Annotated in this window: 13 protein-coding genes; 4 read left to right on the top strand and 9 right to left on the bottom strand. The window is 67.2% G+C overall.

Annotated features, from left to right (window positions below):
• Positions 1-84: 84 nt before the first annotated feature.
• The 4 genes from AC5P53_RS05840 to prmB all read right to left on the bottom strand — a co-directional run bounded on the left by AC5P53_RS05840 (position 85) and on the right by prmB (position 4,263).
• A complete protein-coding gene (locus AC5P53_RS05840) occupies positions 85-1,113 on the bottom strand; it encodes an aspartate-semialdehyde dehydrogenase (RefSeq protein WP_014647891.1) in 1,029 nt (342 codons plus the stop codon).
• Positions 1,114-1,203: 90 nt separating this feature from the next.
• Positions 1,204-2,241: a 2-hydroxyacid dehydrogenase gene (locus AC5P53_RS05835; RefSeq protein WP_126411213.1), complete on the bottom strand. Its 1,038-nt coding sequence runs from the start codon at positions 2,239-2,241 to the stop codon at positions 1,204-1,206.
• Positions 2,234-3,337 carry a chorismate synthase gene (aroC, locus tag AC5P53_RS05830; protein ID WP_126411214.1) on the bottom strand — a complete coding sequence of 368 codons (1,104 nt, stop codon included), beginning with the start codon at positions 3,335-3,337 and terminating at the stop codon, positions 2,234-2,236. The genes AC5P53_RS05835 and aroC overlap by 8 nt, the downstream gene beginning before the upstream one ends.
• Complete coding sequence (prmB, locus tag AC5P53_RS05825) at positions 3,334-4,263, bottom strand: 50S ribosomal protein L3 N(5)-glutamine methyltransferase (protein WP_126411215.1); 930 nt, start codon at positions 4,261-4,263, stop codon at positions 3,334-3,336. The genes aroC and prmB overlap by 4 nt, the downstream gene beginning before the upstream one ends.
• 123 nt (positions 4,264-4,386) lie before the next feature.
• On the opposite strand from prmB, the gene AC5P53_RS05820 reads away from it, so the two are divergent.
• Together AC5P53_RS05820 and asd are read left to right on the top strand one after the other, a co-directional pair.
• Entirely contained in the window at positions 4,387-5,037 is a 651-nt protein-coding gene (locus AC5P53_RS05820; protein WP_014647895.1) for an SCO family protein, read from the top strand.
• The gene (gene asd / locus AC5P53_RS05815) at positions 5,034-5,876 is read left to right on the top strand and encodes an archaetidylserine decarboxylase (RefSeq protein WP_169411778.1); all 843 of its coding nucleotides are present in this window, start codon (positions 5,034-5,036) and stop codon (positions 5,874-5,876) included. Before AC5P53_RS05820 ends, asd begins: the two co-directional genes overlap by 4 nt.
• 111 nt (positions 5,877-5,987) lie before the next feature.
• On the opposite strand, the gene AC5P53_RS05810 is transcribed toward asd, so the two are convergent.
• Both AC5P53_RS05810 and AC5P53_RS05805 read right to left on the bottom strand, forming a co-directional pair.
• Entirely contained in the window at positions 5,988-6,335 is a 348-nt protein-coding gene (locus tag AC5P53_RS05810) for a ribonuclease E inhibitor RraB (RefSeq protein ID WP_046431838.1), read from the bottom strand.
• Between the two features lie 23 nt (positions 6,336-6,358).
• Complete coding sequence (locus AC5P53_RS05805) at positions 6,359-7,969, bottom strand: transglycosylase SLT domain-containing protein (protein WP_014647898.1); 1,611 nt, start codon at positions 7,967-7,969, stop codon at positions 6,359-6,361.
• Positions 7,970-8,091: 122 nt separating this feature from the next.
• Between AC5P53_RS05805 and AC5P53_RS05800 the strand changes: the two genes are divergently transcribed.
• On the top strand, positions 8,092-9,597 hold the full coding sequence (locus tag AC5P53_RS05800) for a helicase HerA-like domain-containing protein (RefSeq protein ID WP_046431840.1): 1,506 nt from the start codon (positions 8,092-8,094) through the stop codon (positions 9,595-9,597).
• 126 nt (positions 9,598-9,723) lie between these two features.
• Positions 9,724-10,230, top strand: coding sequence for a transcription elongation factor GreB (gene greB / locus AC5P53_RS05795; RefSeq protein WP_014647900.1), 507 nt, complete (start codon positions 9,724-9,726; stop codon positions 10,228-10,230).
• 87 nt (positions 10,231-10,317) lie between these two features.
• Here greB and AC5P53_RS05790 read toward each other — a convergent pair whose 3' ends face one another.
• The 3 genes from AC5P53_RS05790 to AC5P53_RS05780 all read right to left on the bottom strand — a co-directional run bounded on the left by AC5P53_RS05790 (position 10,318) and on the right by AC5P53_RS05780 (position 12,904).
• A complete protein-coding gene (locus AC5P53_RS05790; protein WP_241887544.1) occupies positions 10,318-11,142 on the bottom strand; it encodes a DUF3025 domain-containing protein in 825 nt (274 codons plus the stop codon).
• Positions 11,139-12,500, bottom strand: a complete 1,362-nt coding sequence (rimO, locus tag AC5P53_RS05785; RefSeq protein WP_049407526.1) for a 30S ribosomal protein S12 methylthiotransferase RimO — start codon at positions 12,498-12,500, stop codon at positions 11,139-11,141. Before rimO ends, AC5P53_RS05790 begins: the two co-directional genes overlap by 4 nt.
• Before the next feature lie 188 nt (positions 12,501-12,688).
• On the bottom strand, positions 12,689-12,904 hold the full coding sequence (locus AC5P53_RS05780; protein WP_241887545.1) for a hypothetical protein: 216 nt from the start codon (positions 12,902-12,904) through the stop codon (positions 12,689-12,691).
• Positions 12,905-12,981: the final 77 nt, after the last annotated feature.

Genomic DNA, 12,981 nt, shown 5'->3' with positions numbered 1-12,981 from the left:
CCGGCCGCTGGCCGGCAGACACGCACGTGCCATCACGGCAATGCCGGCCAGCGGCCGGCACTACCGGTGAGGCAACCGCTGTGATCAGCGCTGCTCGGCGGCGACCAGCTCGGCCAGCTGCACGGCATTCAGGGCGGCGCCCTTGCGCACGTTGTCCGATACGATCCACAGGTTCAGGCCGCGCGGGTGCGACAGGTCCTCACGGATGCGGCCGACGTACACCGCGTCGGTGCCCGAGGCGTGGGTGACCGGGGTCGGGTAGCCACCGGCCTCGTGACGGTCCACCACTTCGATGCCCGGCGACTGCTCCAGCAGCGCACGTGCTTCGGCCACGGTGACCTTGTCGCGGGTTTCGATCGCCACCGACTCGGAATGGCCGTAGAACACCGGCACGCGCACTGCGGTCGGGTTCACCAGGATGCTGTCGTCGCCGAGGATCTTGCGGGTCTCCCAGATCAGCTTCATTTCTTCCTTGGTGAAGCCGTTGTCCTGGAAGTCGTCGATGTGCGGGATCAGGTTGAAGGCGATCTGCACCGGGAAGCGCTGCGGATCGATCTCCTGGAAGCTCAGCAGCTGGCCGGTCTGCTTGCCCAGCTCCTCAGTGGCCGAACGACCACCGCCGGACACCGACTGGTAGGTGGAGACGTTGATGCGCTCGATGCCGTACTTGCGGTGCAGCGGCGCCAGCGCCACCAGCATCTGCATGGTCGAGCAGTTCGGATTGGCGATGATGCCGCGCGGACGGTTGGCGACCTGTTCCGGGTTGACTTCGGACACCACCAGCGGCACGTCATCGTCGTAACGGAAGGCCGAGGAGTTGTCGATCACCACCGCACCTGCGGCGGCGAACTTCGGTGCGTATTCCTTGGACACGCTGCCACCGGCCGAGAACAGCGCGATCTCGACGCCGGCCGGATCGAAGGTGGCCAGGTCCTGGACCGTGACCTTCTGGCCGTTGAACTCGATCTCGCCACCGGCCGAACGCTCGGAGGCCAGGACGCTCAGGGTACCGACCGGGAAATCACGCTCGGCCAGGATCGACAACATGGTCTCGCCGACGGCGCCGGTGGCACCGACGACGGCGACGTGGAAACTGCGCTGTGCATTGCTCATGGGGGAACTCTCACGAAAACGGGAATGGGGAAAAACACGCACGACAGCTGGGTTCGGGGAACCTCCTCAAGCGGGGCGCGCGGAGGTTCCCTATCGTTTCCCGGTTTTTTTGCCCAGCGTCACGCGCGCGGCCATCGCCGCCTCAGCGTTGATCGCGCTCGGCATCCGCGACGGGCCGCCGTCCAGGCCGAGCCCGGCAAGCAGATTATCCACGGCCAGCTGTACCATCGCCGTGCGCGTGGCCAGCGAGGCGCTGCCGATATGCGGAGTGAGCACGACGTTGCGCAGCGCCAGCAGTTCCGGGCGTACCGTTGGCTCGCCTTCGTACACATCCAGACCCGCCGCAGCCAGGCGACCGTTGGCCAGCGCATCGGCCAGCGCGATCTCATCGACCAGGCCACCGCGGGCGATATTCACCAGCGTCGCCGACGGCTTCATCTTCGCCAGTGCGGCGGCATCGATCAGATGATGCGAGGCCGGCGTGTACGGCAGCACCAGCAGCAGGTGGTCGGACTGTGCCAGCAGCGTATCCAGGTCCACATAGGTCGCGCCCACTTCCGCCTCGGTCGCCGCCGGCAGCTGCGACCGGTTGTGGTACAGCACCTTCATGCCGAAACCGTGCGCGCCGCGACGGGCGATGCCCTGGCCGATGCGGCCCATGCCAAGGATGCCCAGCGTGCTGCCGTGGATATCGGCACCGAGCATGGTCTGGAACGACCACTGCTGCCACTGCCCTTCGCGCAGCCAGCGCTCGGACTCGGTGATGCGGCGCGCGGTGGCCATCAGCAGGGCGAAACCGAGATCGGCGGTGGTTTCGGTCAGTACGTCCGGTGTGTTGCTGGCCAGGATGCCGGCCGCGCTGAGCGCGTCGACGTCCAGGTTGTTGTAGCCCACCCCGACATTGGCGATCACCCGCAGCTGCGCGGCGCCGGCCACCTGGGCCGCGCCGATGCGCTCGTTGAGCGTGATGATCGCGCCGTCGGCGCTGGCCAGTTGTCCGGCGATCTGGTCCGGGGCCCAGGCGGTGACGGTGTCGGTGCTGCGCAGCTGCACGCGATCGCGCAGCGGCGCGATGGCCGCGTCGATCAGCGGCTGGCTCACCCACACGGTCGGCCGCGTGTCAGCCATCGATCTGCCCGGGAATGCGCGGGGTGATCGTGCCGACATCGCCGCACTGCGCGCGGTGGCGCAGCGCCTGGTCCATCAGCACCATCGCTACCATCGCCTCGGCGATCGGGGTGGCGCGGATGCCGACGCAGGGGTCGTGGCGGCCGGTGGTGACCACCTCGACCACGTTGCCGGACGTATCCAGCGACGGGCCCGGCAGGCGCAGGCTGGAGGTCGGCTTCAACGCGATCGAGGCGACCACCGGCTGGCCGGTGGAAATGCCACCGAGGATGCCACCCGCATGATTGCTGGCGAAGCCCTGCGGGGTCAGCAGGTCGCGGTGTTCGGTGCCCTTCTGCGCGGCGCTGGCGAAACCGTCGCCGATCTCCACGCCCTTCACCGCGTTGATGCTCATCAGCGCGGCAGCCAGTTCACCGTCGAGTTTGCCGTAGATCGGCTCACCCCAGCCCGGCGGCACATTGTCGGCGACCACGTCCACGCGCGCGCCGACCGAATCTCCGGACTTGCGCAGCGCGTCCATGTACGCCTCCAGTTCGGGCACCTGTGCAGCGTGCGGCCAGAAGAACGGGTTGTCTTCCACCGCCGACCAGTCGAAACCGGCCGGGGTGATGTCGCCCAGCTGCGACAGGTAGCCACGCACGGTGACGCCAAAGCGCTCGGCCAGCCACTTCTTGGCGACCACGCCAGCGGCCACGCGCATGGTGGTCTCGCGTGCCGAGGAACGGCCGCCACCGCGCGGGTCGCGGATGCCGAACTTGTGCCAGTAGCTGTAGTCGGCATGGCCCGGCCGGAACTGCTGGCCGATGTTGGCGTAATCCTTGCTGCGCTGGTCGGTGTTGCGGATCAGCAGCGCGATCGGGGTGCCGGTGGTCAGGCCCTCGTACACGCCGGACAGGATCTCGACCTCGTCGGCCTCGCGCCGCGCCGAAGTATGCCGGCTCTTGCCGGTGGCGCGACGCTGCAGGTCGTGGGCGAATTCGGCCGCGTCCAGCGCCAGCCCCGGCGGGCAGCCATCGATCACGCAGCCGATGGCCGGCCCGTGCGACTCGCCGAACGTGGTGACGGTGAACAGCTTGCCGAACGAATTGGAGCTCACGGGCGGCGCGCCGCCAGTTCGGTGATGCGTGCGCTGTGGGCGATCAGCTCGCGGCATTCAACCGCGAAGATACCCATCTGGCCGACCTTGAATTCGATCCAGGCGAAATCGACTTCCGGCAGCAGCTTGACCAGATGCTGCTCGGACTCGCCCACTTCACAGATCAGCAGGCCGTCCTCGCTCAGGTGCAGCGGGGCATCGCGCAGGATCTTCAGCACCAGGTCCAGGCCGTCGTCGCCGGCACGCAGGCCCATCTCCGGCTCGTAGGAGTATTCCTGCGGCAGGGCATCGGTCTCGTCGTTGGTGACGTATGGCGGATTGGTGACGATCAGGTCGTAGTGGCGGCCGGACAGGCCGTTGAACAGGTCCGACTTGATCAGGGTGACGTTGTGCGCCTGCAGGCGCTCCTTGTTTTCTTCGGCCAGCGACAGTGCATCGTCGCTCAGGTCGACGCCGTCCACCTGCCAGTTCGGGTAGTAGTGGCCCATGGCGATGGCGATGCAGCCCGAACCGGTGCACAGGTCCAGTGCACGGTACACGTCGCGGCCGGCCAGCCACGGCTCGAAGCCGCATTCGATCAGTTCGGCGATCGGCGAGCGCGGTACCAGGGCGCGCTTGTCGCTCTTGAAGCTCAATCCTGCAAACCAGGCCTCACCGGTCAGGTAGGCGGCCGGGATGCGTTCATCGATGCGGCGCTGGAACAGCTCCAGCACGCGCAGCTTTTCGGCCTGCAGCAGGCGCGCCTGGCCGTAGGCCGGGCCGAGGTCGTGCGGCAGGTGCAGGCTGTGCAGCACCAGCTGGGTGGCCTCGTCCAGCGCGTTGTCGTAGCTGTGCCCGAAGGTCAGCCCGGCTTCGTTGAAACGGCTGGTGCCGTAGCGGATCAGATCGATGATCGTGTGGAGTTCGGCGGCCGTTTCAGCGGTCATGGCGGTACTGCGGGCAAAGTGGCCCCCGATTATAGGGGCTGGCGCCCGTGGCGGCATCCGTTGCGGCGGAAACGATTCGGGCCACAGCCGGTATGATGGGGCCCACTTCGCGCGGGAGCCCCCATGTTCAATCGCAACGCCGGCATCATCCTGCTGATCGCCCTGGCGGCGGGTCTCGGCCTGCTGGCCGCCCAGCAGGTGTTCGCGCCGAAGCCGCCGGCCAATGCCCCGGCCACCGAAGCGATCACGCTGTACCCGCAGCCGCGCGAACTGCCCGACTTCAACCTGGCCCAGTCCGACGGCACCCGCCTGATCCCGGGCGAACTGAAGGGCCACTGGACCCTGGTGTTCCTGGGCTTCACCTTCTGCCCCGACGTCTGCCCGACCACGCTGGCCGCGCTGGCCGGCGCGCAGAACCAGTGGGAAGCCCTGCCCGACAGCCTGCGCCCACGCGTGCTGTTCATCTCGGTCGACCCCGACCGCGACAGCGCCACCCGGCTGGGCGAGTACGTGCACGGCTTCCACAAGGACACCCTGGCCGCCACCGCTGACGTTCCCTCGCTGGAGCGCTTCGCCACCTCGTTGGGCTTCGTGTTCCAGAAGGTGCCGGGCAAGCATTTCGACGAGAACCCCGAGGATTACACCGTCGAGCATTCGGCCAGCCTGGCCGTGCTCGACCCGCAGGGCCGCCTCGCCGGCCTGGTACGCCCCCCGTTCAACGCGCCGGCGATCGCCCGCGACCTGCAGAAGCTGACCGAGAAAACCGCCCCATGAGCCTCACCACCGCCCTGACGTATGCCCTGCCCCACCGCCTGCTGTCCTCGATGGCGCGTTCGCTGGCGTACTCGGACGATCCGCGCGTGTCGCGCTGGCTGATCGACACGGTCACCCGCAAGTTCAACGTCAACCTGGACGAAGCGGCCAACCCGGACCCGCGCAGCTATGCGACCTTCAACCAGTTCTTCACCCGTGCGCTGAAGCCGGGCGCACGCGTGGCCGATGCCGATCCGCGCAGCCTGGTGATGCCGGCCGACGGCCGCATCAGCCAGCTCGGCAGGATCGAGGCCGGCCGCATTTTCCAGGCCAAGGGCCAGTCGTTCACCGCCGCCGAACTGCTGGGCGGCGCCGAGGATGCCAAGCCGTACAACGACGGCCTGTACGCCACCGTGTACCTGTCCCCGCGCGACTACCACCGCGTGCACATGCCCTGGACCGGCACCCTGCGTGAAACCGTGCACGTGCCAGGGCGCCTGTTCAGTGTCGGCCCGGCGGCCGTCAACGGCGTACCGCGCCTGTTCGCACGCAACGAACGCCTGGTCTGCCATTTCGATACCAGCTTCGGCCCGATGGTCAGCGTGATGGTCGGTGCACTGCTGGTGTCCGGCGTGGAAACCGTGTGGAGCGGCGAGGAGATTCCGCACTACGGCGACCGCATCACCCGCAAGGACTACCGCGGCCAGGGCATCAGGCTGGAGCGTTTCGCCGAGATGGCACGCTTCAACTACGGCTCGACCGTGATCGTGCTGCTGCCGCCGGGCGTGGCCGAATTCGCCCCGCAGCTGGGCGCCGAAAGCCCGGTACAGCTGGGCCAGGCCCTGGCGAAGCTGCGCTGATAAAAAGGGGACGGAGGGGATTAAGTCGTTTATGCATAAACGACTTAATCCCCTCCGTCCCCTTTTCCACAACGGGATGCCGGCCAGCGGCCGGCACTACCGGTACGCGCGTTACTGCAGGGCCGGGGCCGGGCCGACGTCCATGCCGTCGTAGTCTTCCACGCCCTTCTCCGCGGCCAGCGCTGCGAATTCCTGGTTGCGACGGTCCAGCGAGGCTTCGTCGTGGATCTCCACGCGCTCCACATGCAGCACGTGGAACGGCGCGTCACCCTCTTCCGGATCTTGTTCGAACAGTTCCACGAAGGTGTAGCCCTGCGCCTGCAGGTGCTCTGCCAGTGCCTGCAACGGCTCAGCAGTGGAGTGCACGAAGAAGTACCCCCACAGCAACGGGCCGTTGATGTCCCAGTCGGTGTTTTCGCGGAGGTTGGCGAACAGGTTGCGGGTGTCTTCGAGATCCATGCGGGTTCCAGGGGTCGGGGGAATTACTTGTCGCAGCCCTGCAGCTTCAGCGTCTGGCCGTGACGCAGGCTGTAGGCCGGGGCCTTCAGGCCGTTGGCGCGGGCCAGGGTCGGCACGTCGCACTGGAACTTCGCCGCGATGGCGCCCAGGGTCTCGCCCTTGCCCACCTTGTGGCTGCGCACCGGCTTCGGGCGCGCGGCCGGCGCCGGGCGAGGCGTCGCCACCGCCGCCACCGGCGTGGTCGGCACACTGGTGGAGGCCGCAGCGTCGGCCACCGGCACCACGCCGCCCACGGCGACGCTGCCGGTGTAGCTGGCCGCGGTCGGGCGCTTGATCGCCGCGTTCAGATCGGCGGTGATCAGGGTGCGGGCCAGGTCGGCACGCGGGCCACTGACGCAGTTGCGCTGGTACAGCCCGGCGATGCGGGTGGTGGCGTTGATCAGGGTGCCGGCCGGAATCCAGCCATCGGCTTCATAGCGCGGGTTGAGGTTACGCAGCGCGCGCATGTAGCCATCACGGGTGCCGTGGCTGCCCAGGCAGATGGTCAGTTCATAGATGGTGGTGGACTTGGCCAGGCGCAGCGTGGCCGGCTGCGCGCTGATCTTCGGGAACTCCACGCCATACTGCTGCGGGTGCAGGAAGATCCAGGCCGCGGCAATCACCATCGGCACATAGTCCTTGGTCTCGCCCGGGAACTGGTTGTAGACACTGTCGGTCCAGAAGCTCTGGCCGGCGCTCTGCTTGAACACGCGTGCGGCACGGCCTTCGCCACCGTTGTAGGCGGCCACCGACATTTCCACGTTGTTGTTCAGTTCGCGCAGGCGTTCGTTGAGGTAGCTGGCGCTGGCCTCGGCGGCGCTGCGCGCATCGAAGCGCGTGTCGAAGCCGGTGCCATCCGGGCCGAGGCCGAAGCGACGGCCAGTGGCCGGCATGAACTGCATCAGGCCGGCGGCGCCGGCACGCGAGGAAGCGTGCACGCGGCCGTTGGATTCCTTGGCCATGATGCCGAACAGCAGCGCCTCGGGCAGGCCACGCTTCTCCCACTCCGGCCACATCACCGCGCGCAGGTTCTGGTAGTTCTCGTAGCTGGTCAGCAGCGCAGGACGCATGTCGGTCAGCCAGCGACGGATGCCGGCCTGCACCGCCGGGTTGTACTCGACCATGCTGTCGAAGGCGTGCCGCTTGTCGTTCAGCAGCGCGGCAGCGCGCGCGGCCTCGGGCACATCCGCGGTCAGCGGGCCGATGTGATCCGGGTCGGCTTCCAGGCGGTCACCCCCCTCGTCGGCCACGTCATCGCTGGCAGCGGCATCGGCGTCGTGCTTGAGCAGGCGCTTGTAGCTGGCCAGCAGGGTGCCCATCTGGCAGCCCTTCTGCTTCACGCAGTCGTTGAGGACATCTTCCATGTCCTCCAGCGCGGCGTCGGCCTCGTTGCTGCCCTTGGGGTCGGCATTGGCGACCAGCAGCAGGGCGTCGCTGTAGCGCTTTTCGGCGACGGTCATGCGCTGCTGCAGCGCATCCACCTTCACCTTGTCCCGGGCCGAAACCCGCTGCGCATGGGCGTCGGGCGCCAGGGAAACCAGGCCGGCCAGGGCCAGCAGCGGCCAACCGCGGGAAATCAGGACAGGAACGGGCATTGATGGCACTGTGTGCGAAACAGGCAGGCAGAGTAGCGGCGCCGCCAAGGTCCGGGCAAGCCGACCTTCGGACCGTCACTGCCGGCGGTTAACATTGGGCTATTCATCACAAGGGCTGGACCATGGATCCGATTCTGCTCGGCAAAGGCATTACCGACGATATTGCCGTCACCCTGCTGCCGAAACTCGGCAACCGCCACGGCCTGGTGGCCGGCGCCACCGGTACCGGCAAGACCGTGACCCTGATGACGCTGGCCGAGGGCTTCTCGCGACTGGGCGTGCCGGTGTTCCTGGCCGATGTGAAGGGCGATGTCTCCGGCCTGGCCGTGCCCGGCAGCGGCGCCGAGAACCTGCTCCAGCGTGCCGCCGAGATCGGCGTGGCCGACTATGCGCCGGCCGCCAGCCCCACCCTCTTCTGGGACCTGTACGGCAAGCTGGGCCACCCGGTGCGCACCACCGTCAGCGAAATGGGCCCGACCCTGCTGGCGCGCATCCTCGAGTTGAACGACACCCAGTCCGGCGTGCTCGACATCGTGTTCAAGCTGGCCGACGACCGCGGCCTGCTGCTGCTGGACATGGACGACCTGCGCGCCCTGCTCGGCCTCGTCGCCGAGGAGCGCAAGGACATCTCCACCGAGTACGGCCTGGTCAGCGCGCAGTCGATCGCCGCGATCCAGCGTTCGGTGCTGCGCCTGGCGCAGGACGGTGGCGAGCACTTCTTCGGCGAACCTGCGCTGGAGCTGGCCGACATCATGCGCGTCAACCACGACGGCCGCGGCATGATCGGCATCCTCGCCGCCGACCAGCTGGTACTCAAGCCCAAGCTGTACTCCACCTTCCTGCTGTGGCTGCTGTCGGAGCTGTTCGAGCAGCTGCCGGAAGTGGGCGACCTGGACAAGCCGAAGCTGGTCTTCATCTTCGACGAGGCGCACCTGCTGTTCGACGATGCGCCGCCATCGCTGGTGCAGCGCATCGAGCAGGTGGTGCGCCTGATCCGCTCCAAGGGCGTGGGCGTGTATTTCTGCTCGCAGTTCCCCGACGACGTGCCAGGCAACATCCTCGGCCAGCTCGGCAACCGTGTGCAGCACGCACTGCGCGCGTTCACCCCGCGCGACCAGAAGGCGGTGAAGACCGCGGCCGAAACCTTCGTGCCGAACCCGAAGCTGGACGTGGCCAAGGTACTGAGCCAGCTCGGCACTGGTGAGGCCCTGGTCTCCACGCTGCAGGACAAGGGCATCCCGATGCCGGTGCAGCAGACGATGATCGCGCCGCCACGCTGCCGGATGGGGCCGATCACCGAAGCCGAACGCGCCCAGGTGCGTGCCGGCAGCCCGGTCGGCAGTCGCTACGACACCGCGATCAACCGCGAATCGGCCGCCGAACTGCTGGCCCAGCGTGCACAGAAGACTGTCGAACAGGCGCAGGCGCCGGCCGCGCGCAGCCGCGAACAGGACGAAGCGCAGGAAGGCGGTTTCGGCCAGGCGATCAAGGATGCGATCTTCGGCACCAAGCGCCGCCAGGGCATGATCGAGACGATGGCCAAGCAGACCACGCGCACCGTCGGCACCAAGCTGGGCAACCAGATCGTGCGCGGCATCCTGGGTGGCATCTTCGGCGGAAAGCGTTGATCTGCCACGGCCGGGGTCAGAGCCCTTTCCGCTGGAAAGGGATCTGACCCCAGGGTCGGATCCCCCCCGCCAGAGAGGGCTCCGACCCCACTCCCCATTCGTGATCCAGAAAAGAAGTCGTATTGCATGTCGCGTTGGCGTCCCCCCGCAGAAAAAAGCACGGCACTGATCACCGCCTCCGGGCATGCCCGGCTGAAGGCCGAACTGGATGAGCTGTGGCGTGTGCGCCGCCCGGAGGTGGTGAAGGCACTGGCCGCGGCCGCCGCGGAAGGTGACCGCTCCGAGAACGCCGAATACACCTATCGCAAGAAGCAGCTGGGCGAGATCGACCGTCGCGTGCGCTACCTGACCAAGCGGCTGGAATCACTGCGCGTGGTCGACACCACGCCGACCGACCCGCTGGCGGTGTTCTTCGGCGCATGGGTGGAACTGGAGAATGTGGACAGTGGCGAGACCAGCCGCTATCGCATTGTCGGGCCGGATGAGACCGATGCCGGGCTGGGCTGGATCAGCATCGATTCGCCGTTGGCGCGGGCGCTGCTGAAGAAGCGACTGGATGATGAATTCTCGGTGGAGCTGCCCGGCGGGCAATTCACCTTTGCGGTGATCGGGGTGGAGTACGCGCCGTTGTAGAGTCGAGTCATGCCCGACCTCGCTGCCGTTGTAGAGCCGAGCCCATGCTCGGCTGGTGGGCAAACACAGCCGAGCATGGGCTCGGCTCTACAACGGCGGCGGGTATGTGCGCCCTGCACGCAACGGGCGGAAATAATCGGCATTGCGATAGAAGGCGGAATCCTGCACGCCGTGCCAGCCAGGAATACCCGCCAACGGCAGGGGCCGCAGCTGCAGCGGATCGGTCACTGCCCTGCCTTCGGCAATGGCCGCAGTCACCGCGTCAACGCAGGCAGCATCGGCATCACCCTGCACCACCACGCACTTGCCCACCAGCAATCGCCCCGGCAGCAGTGCCTGTTCCATCAACGCGTGCCCGAATACCGCGGCAATGGCGATGTCACCGCTCTGCCAGCGCGTTGGCTCGAACAACGCAGGCCAGTCATGCCCATCCCACGCGCGCAGCAACGTGACATCACCCACACGCACGATCACGCCGGTTTCGTCGAACTGGGTCAAGGCGGCCTGCGCGCGGTTGCGCTGGCCGGGTGGCATGGCTTCGATATGCCGGCACTGCTGCACGTTGAGTGCCCGCTTGAGCTGCGGGTGGGAGGCCCACACCAGCGCGTTGAACAGGTCGTGCCAGTTGTCGGCACGGGTGGCGATGCGCCCCTGCGCGATGCGGGCCTCGTAGTGCAGGCCATCGGCCAGCAACGCGGCATCCTGTTCGACCAGCTGCCAACCCGGCAGGGACAGGCGTGCGTCAAGCGCCGCGATGGACGGCCAGTGGGGGCCATCCAGCAGATCACGGAAATCCTGCAGCCCGGCAAACAGCGGCTGCGCGAACACCTGCGGATCGATCGCCGCACGTGGCGGCGGTACGAAGCGCCGGACGCCGCCCCCGTCATTGGCGGCGGTCGTCGCTGCGGTCACAGCATCTTGAGGTCGAATGCCGGGCGGGTAGCGGCGGGCAGCGCGTCACCGTACAGGTCGTGCTCGTCGCTCTCGGTGATTTCCACGTCGACGAATTCGCCCACGCGCAGCGGCACCTGGTCGGCGTTCTGGATGTGCACCAGTCCGTCGATCTCCGGCGCATCGGCCCTGGAACGGGCCACGGCGATATCGCCTTCGATGGCGTCGACCAGGCACTGCTGCACGGTGCCGATCTTGGCCTCCAGGCGTGCGGCGGAGATCTGCGCCTGCTTCTCCATGAAGCGGGCCAGACGCTCCTGCTTCACTTCCTCCGGCACAGCATCGGGCAGATCGTTGGCGGTGGCCCCCTCGACCGGCGAATAGGCGAACGCGCCCACGCGATCCAGCTGCGCTTCGTCGAGGAACGACAGCAGTTCTTCGAACTCGGACTCGGTCTCGCCCGGGAAGCCGACGATGAAGGTCGAACGCACGGTGATGTCCGGCGCGATACGGCGCCAGTTCTGCACGCGCTCCAGGGTCTTCTCGACCGCACCGGGGCGCTTCATCAGGCGCAGGATGCGCGGACTCGCATGCTGGAACGGGATGTCCAGGTACGGCAGGATGCGGTTCTCGGCCATCAGCGGCACCACTTCGTCCACGTGCGGATACGGGTAGACGTAGTGCATGCGCACCCACGCATCCAGCTCGGACAGGCCTTCGCACAGCGCCTTCAGGCGGGTCTGGTAGGCCTTGTCGCGCCACATCTTCTCGGCGTACTTCACGTCCACGCCGTAGGCAGAGGTGTCCTGCGAAACCACCAGCAGCTCACGCACGCCACCACGCACCAGGCGCTCGGCTTCGCGCAGCACCTCATCCACCGGGCGCGAGACCAGCTTGCCGCGCATCGACGGAATGATGCAGAAGCTGCACTTGTGGTTGCAGCCTTCGGAAATCTTCAGGTAGGCGTAATGGCGCGGGGTCAGCTTGATGCCGTAGTCGGGCACCAGGTCCACGAACGGATCGTGCTTGGGCGGCAGTGCTTCATGCACCGCTTCCATCACGCTCTGGTAATCCTGCGGGCCGGACACCGCCAGCACGTTGGGGTACGCCTCGCGGATCTGCTCAGGGCGCTTGCCCAGGCAGCCGGTGACGATGACCTTGCCGTTCTGGTTCATCGCCTCGCCAATGGCATCCAGCGACTCGGTCACCGCCGAATCGATGAAGCCACAGGTGTTGACCACCACCACGTCGGCCGAATCGTAGGACGGGACGATGTCGTAGCCTTCCGAGCGGAGCTGGGTGAGGATGCGCTCGGAATCGACGAGGGCCTTCGGGCAGCCAAGGCTGACGAAGCCGACTTTGGGGTTCAGCTGGGACATGGAATCGCGGGACTCTGGGGGCCTGGGCCCCTGCCGGCATGGCAGGGGTTCCTGGGGGCCGGGGCCTGAAAGGGCGCCAGTATACCGGGCTTCGGGCCAGCGCCCTGAATCGCCGCTGCCGCCTGCGGCGCCTGGCCCGTGAAGGGTCAGTACCCGGTCATATCCAGCACCACTGCAACCGCCCGGTCTCAGCCAGCGGCTGTTTCAATGGGCAGCGCTTCTTCCACCTCGATCGCCTCGAACCGGTACAGTGCCCCGAACTTCAAGGCATGCGCATCCAGCGGCGATACCGGGATCACCATCTGCGGAAGAAGGTTCTCGCCCTCCGGCCGGAAATGCAGATTGACCACCCCCGACTGCTCCACTGCGCGGGTCAGCAGGACAAGACGTGCGTTGAACTTCATGTTGGATCTCCAAAAAAAGGGCCGCATCCACCGGCGGCCCGAACGGTTTTCATGCAGGGCACCCACCGCGACGGGCA

It is taken from the genome of Stenotrophomonas sp. YJH_SMC_82 (genome assembly GCF_059368875.1).
This window is presented reverse-complemented; position numbering and strand designations above follow the sequence as displayed.

Bases quoted from the DNA above. Each gene is read 5' to 3' on its own strand.
- AC5P53_RS05810 (WP_046431838.1), bottom strand. From the start codon at position 6,335: ATGGATCTCGAAGACACCCGCAACCTGTTCGCCAACCTCCGCGAAAAC.
- AC5P53_RS05780 (WP_241887545.1), bottom strand. From the start codon at position 12,904: ATGAAGTTCAACGCACGTCTTGTCCTGCTGACCCGCGCAGTGGAGCAG.
- greB (WP_014647900.1), top strand. From the start codon at position 9,724: ATGTCGCGTTGGCGTCCCCCCGCAGAAAAAAGCACGGCACTGATCACC.
- AC5P53_RS05835 (WP_126411213.1), bottom strand. From the start codon at position 2,241: ATGGCTGACACGCGGCCGACCGTGTGGGTGAGCCAGCCGCTGATCGAC.
- rimO (WP_049407526.1), bottom strand. From the start codon at position 12,500: ATGTCCCAGCTGAACCCCAAAGTCGGCTTCGTCAGCCTTGGCTGCCCG.
- AC5P53_RS05840 (WP_014647891.1), bottom strand. From the start codon at position 1,113: ATGAGCAATGCACAGCGCAGTTTCCACGTCGCCGTCGTCGGTGCCACC.
- AC5P53_RS05800 (WP_046431840.1), top strand. From the start codon at position 8,092: ATGGATCCGATTCTGCTCGGCAAAGGCATTACCGACGATATTGCCGTC.
- AC5P53_RS05805 (WP_014647898.1), bottom strand. From the start codon at position 7,969: ATGCCCGTTCCTGTCCTGATTTCCCGCGGTTGGCCGCTGCTGGCCCTG.
- prmB (WP_126411215.1), bottom strand. From the start codon at position 4,263: ATGACCGCTGAAACGGCCGCCGAACTCCACACGATCATCGATCTGATC.
- AC5P53_RS05820 (WP_014647895.1), top strand. From the start codon at position 4,387: ATGTTCAATCGCAACGCCGGCATCATCCTGCTGATCGCCCTGGCGGCG.
- asd (WP_169411778.1), top strand. From the start codon at position 5,034: ATGAGCCTCACCACCGCCCTGACGTATGCCCTGCCCCACCGCCTGCTG.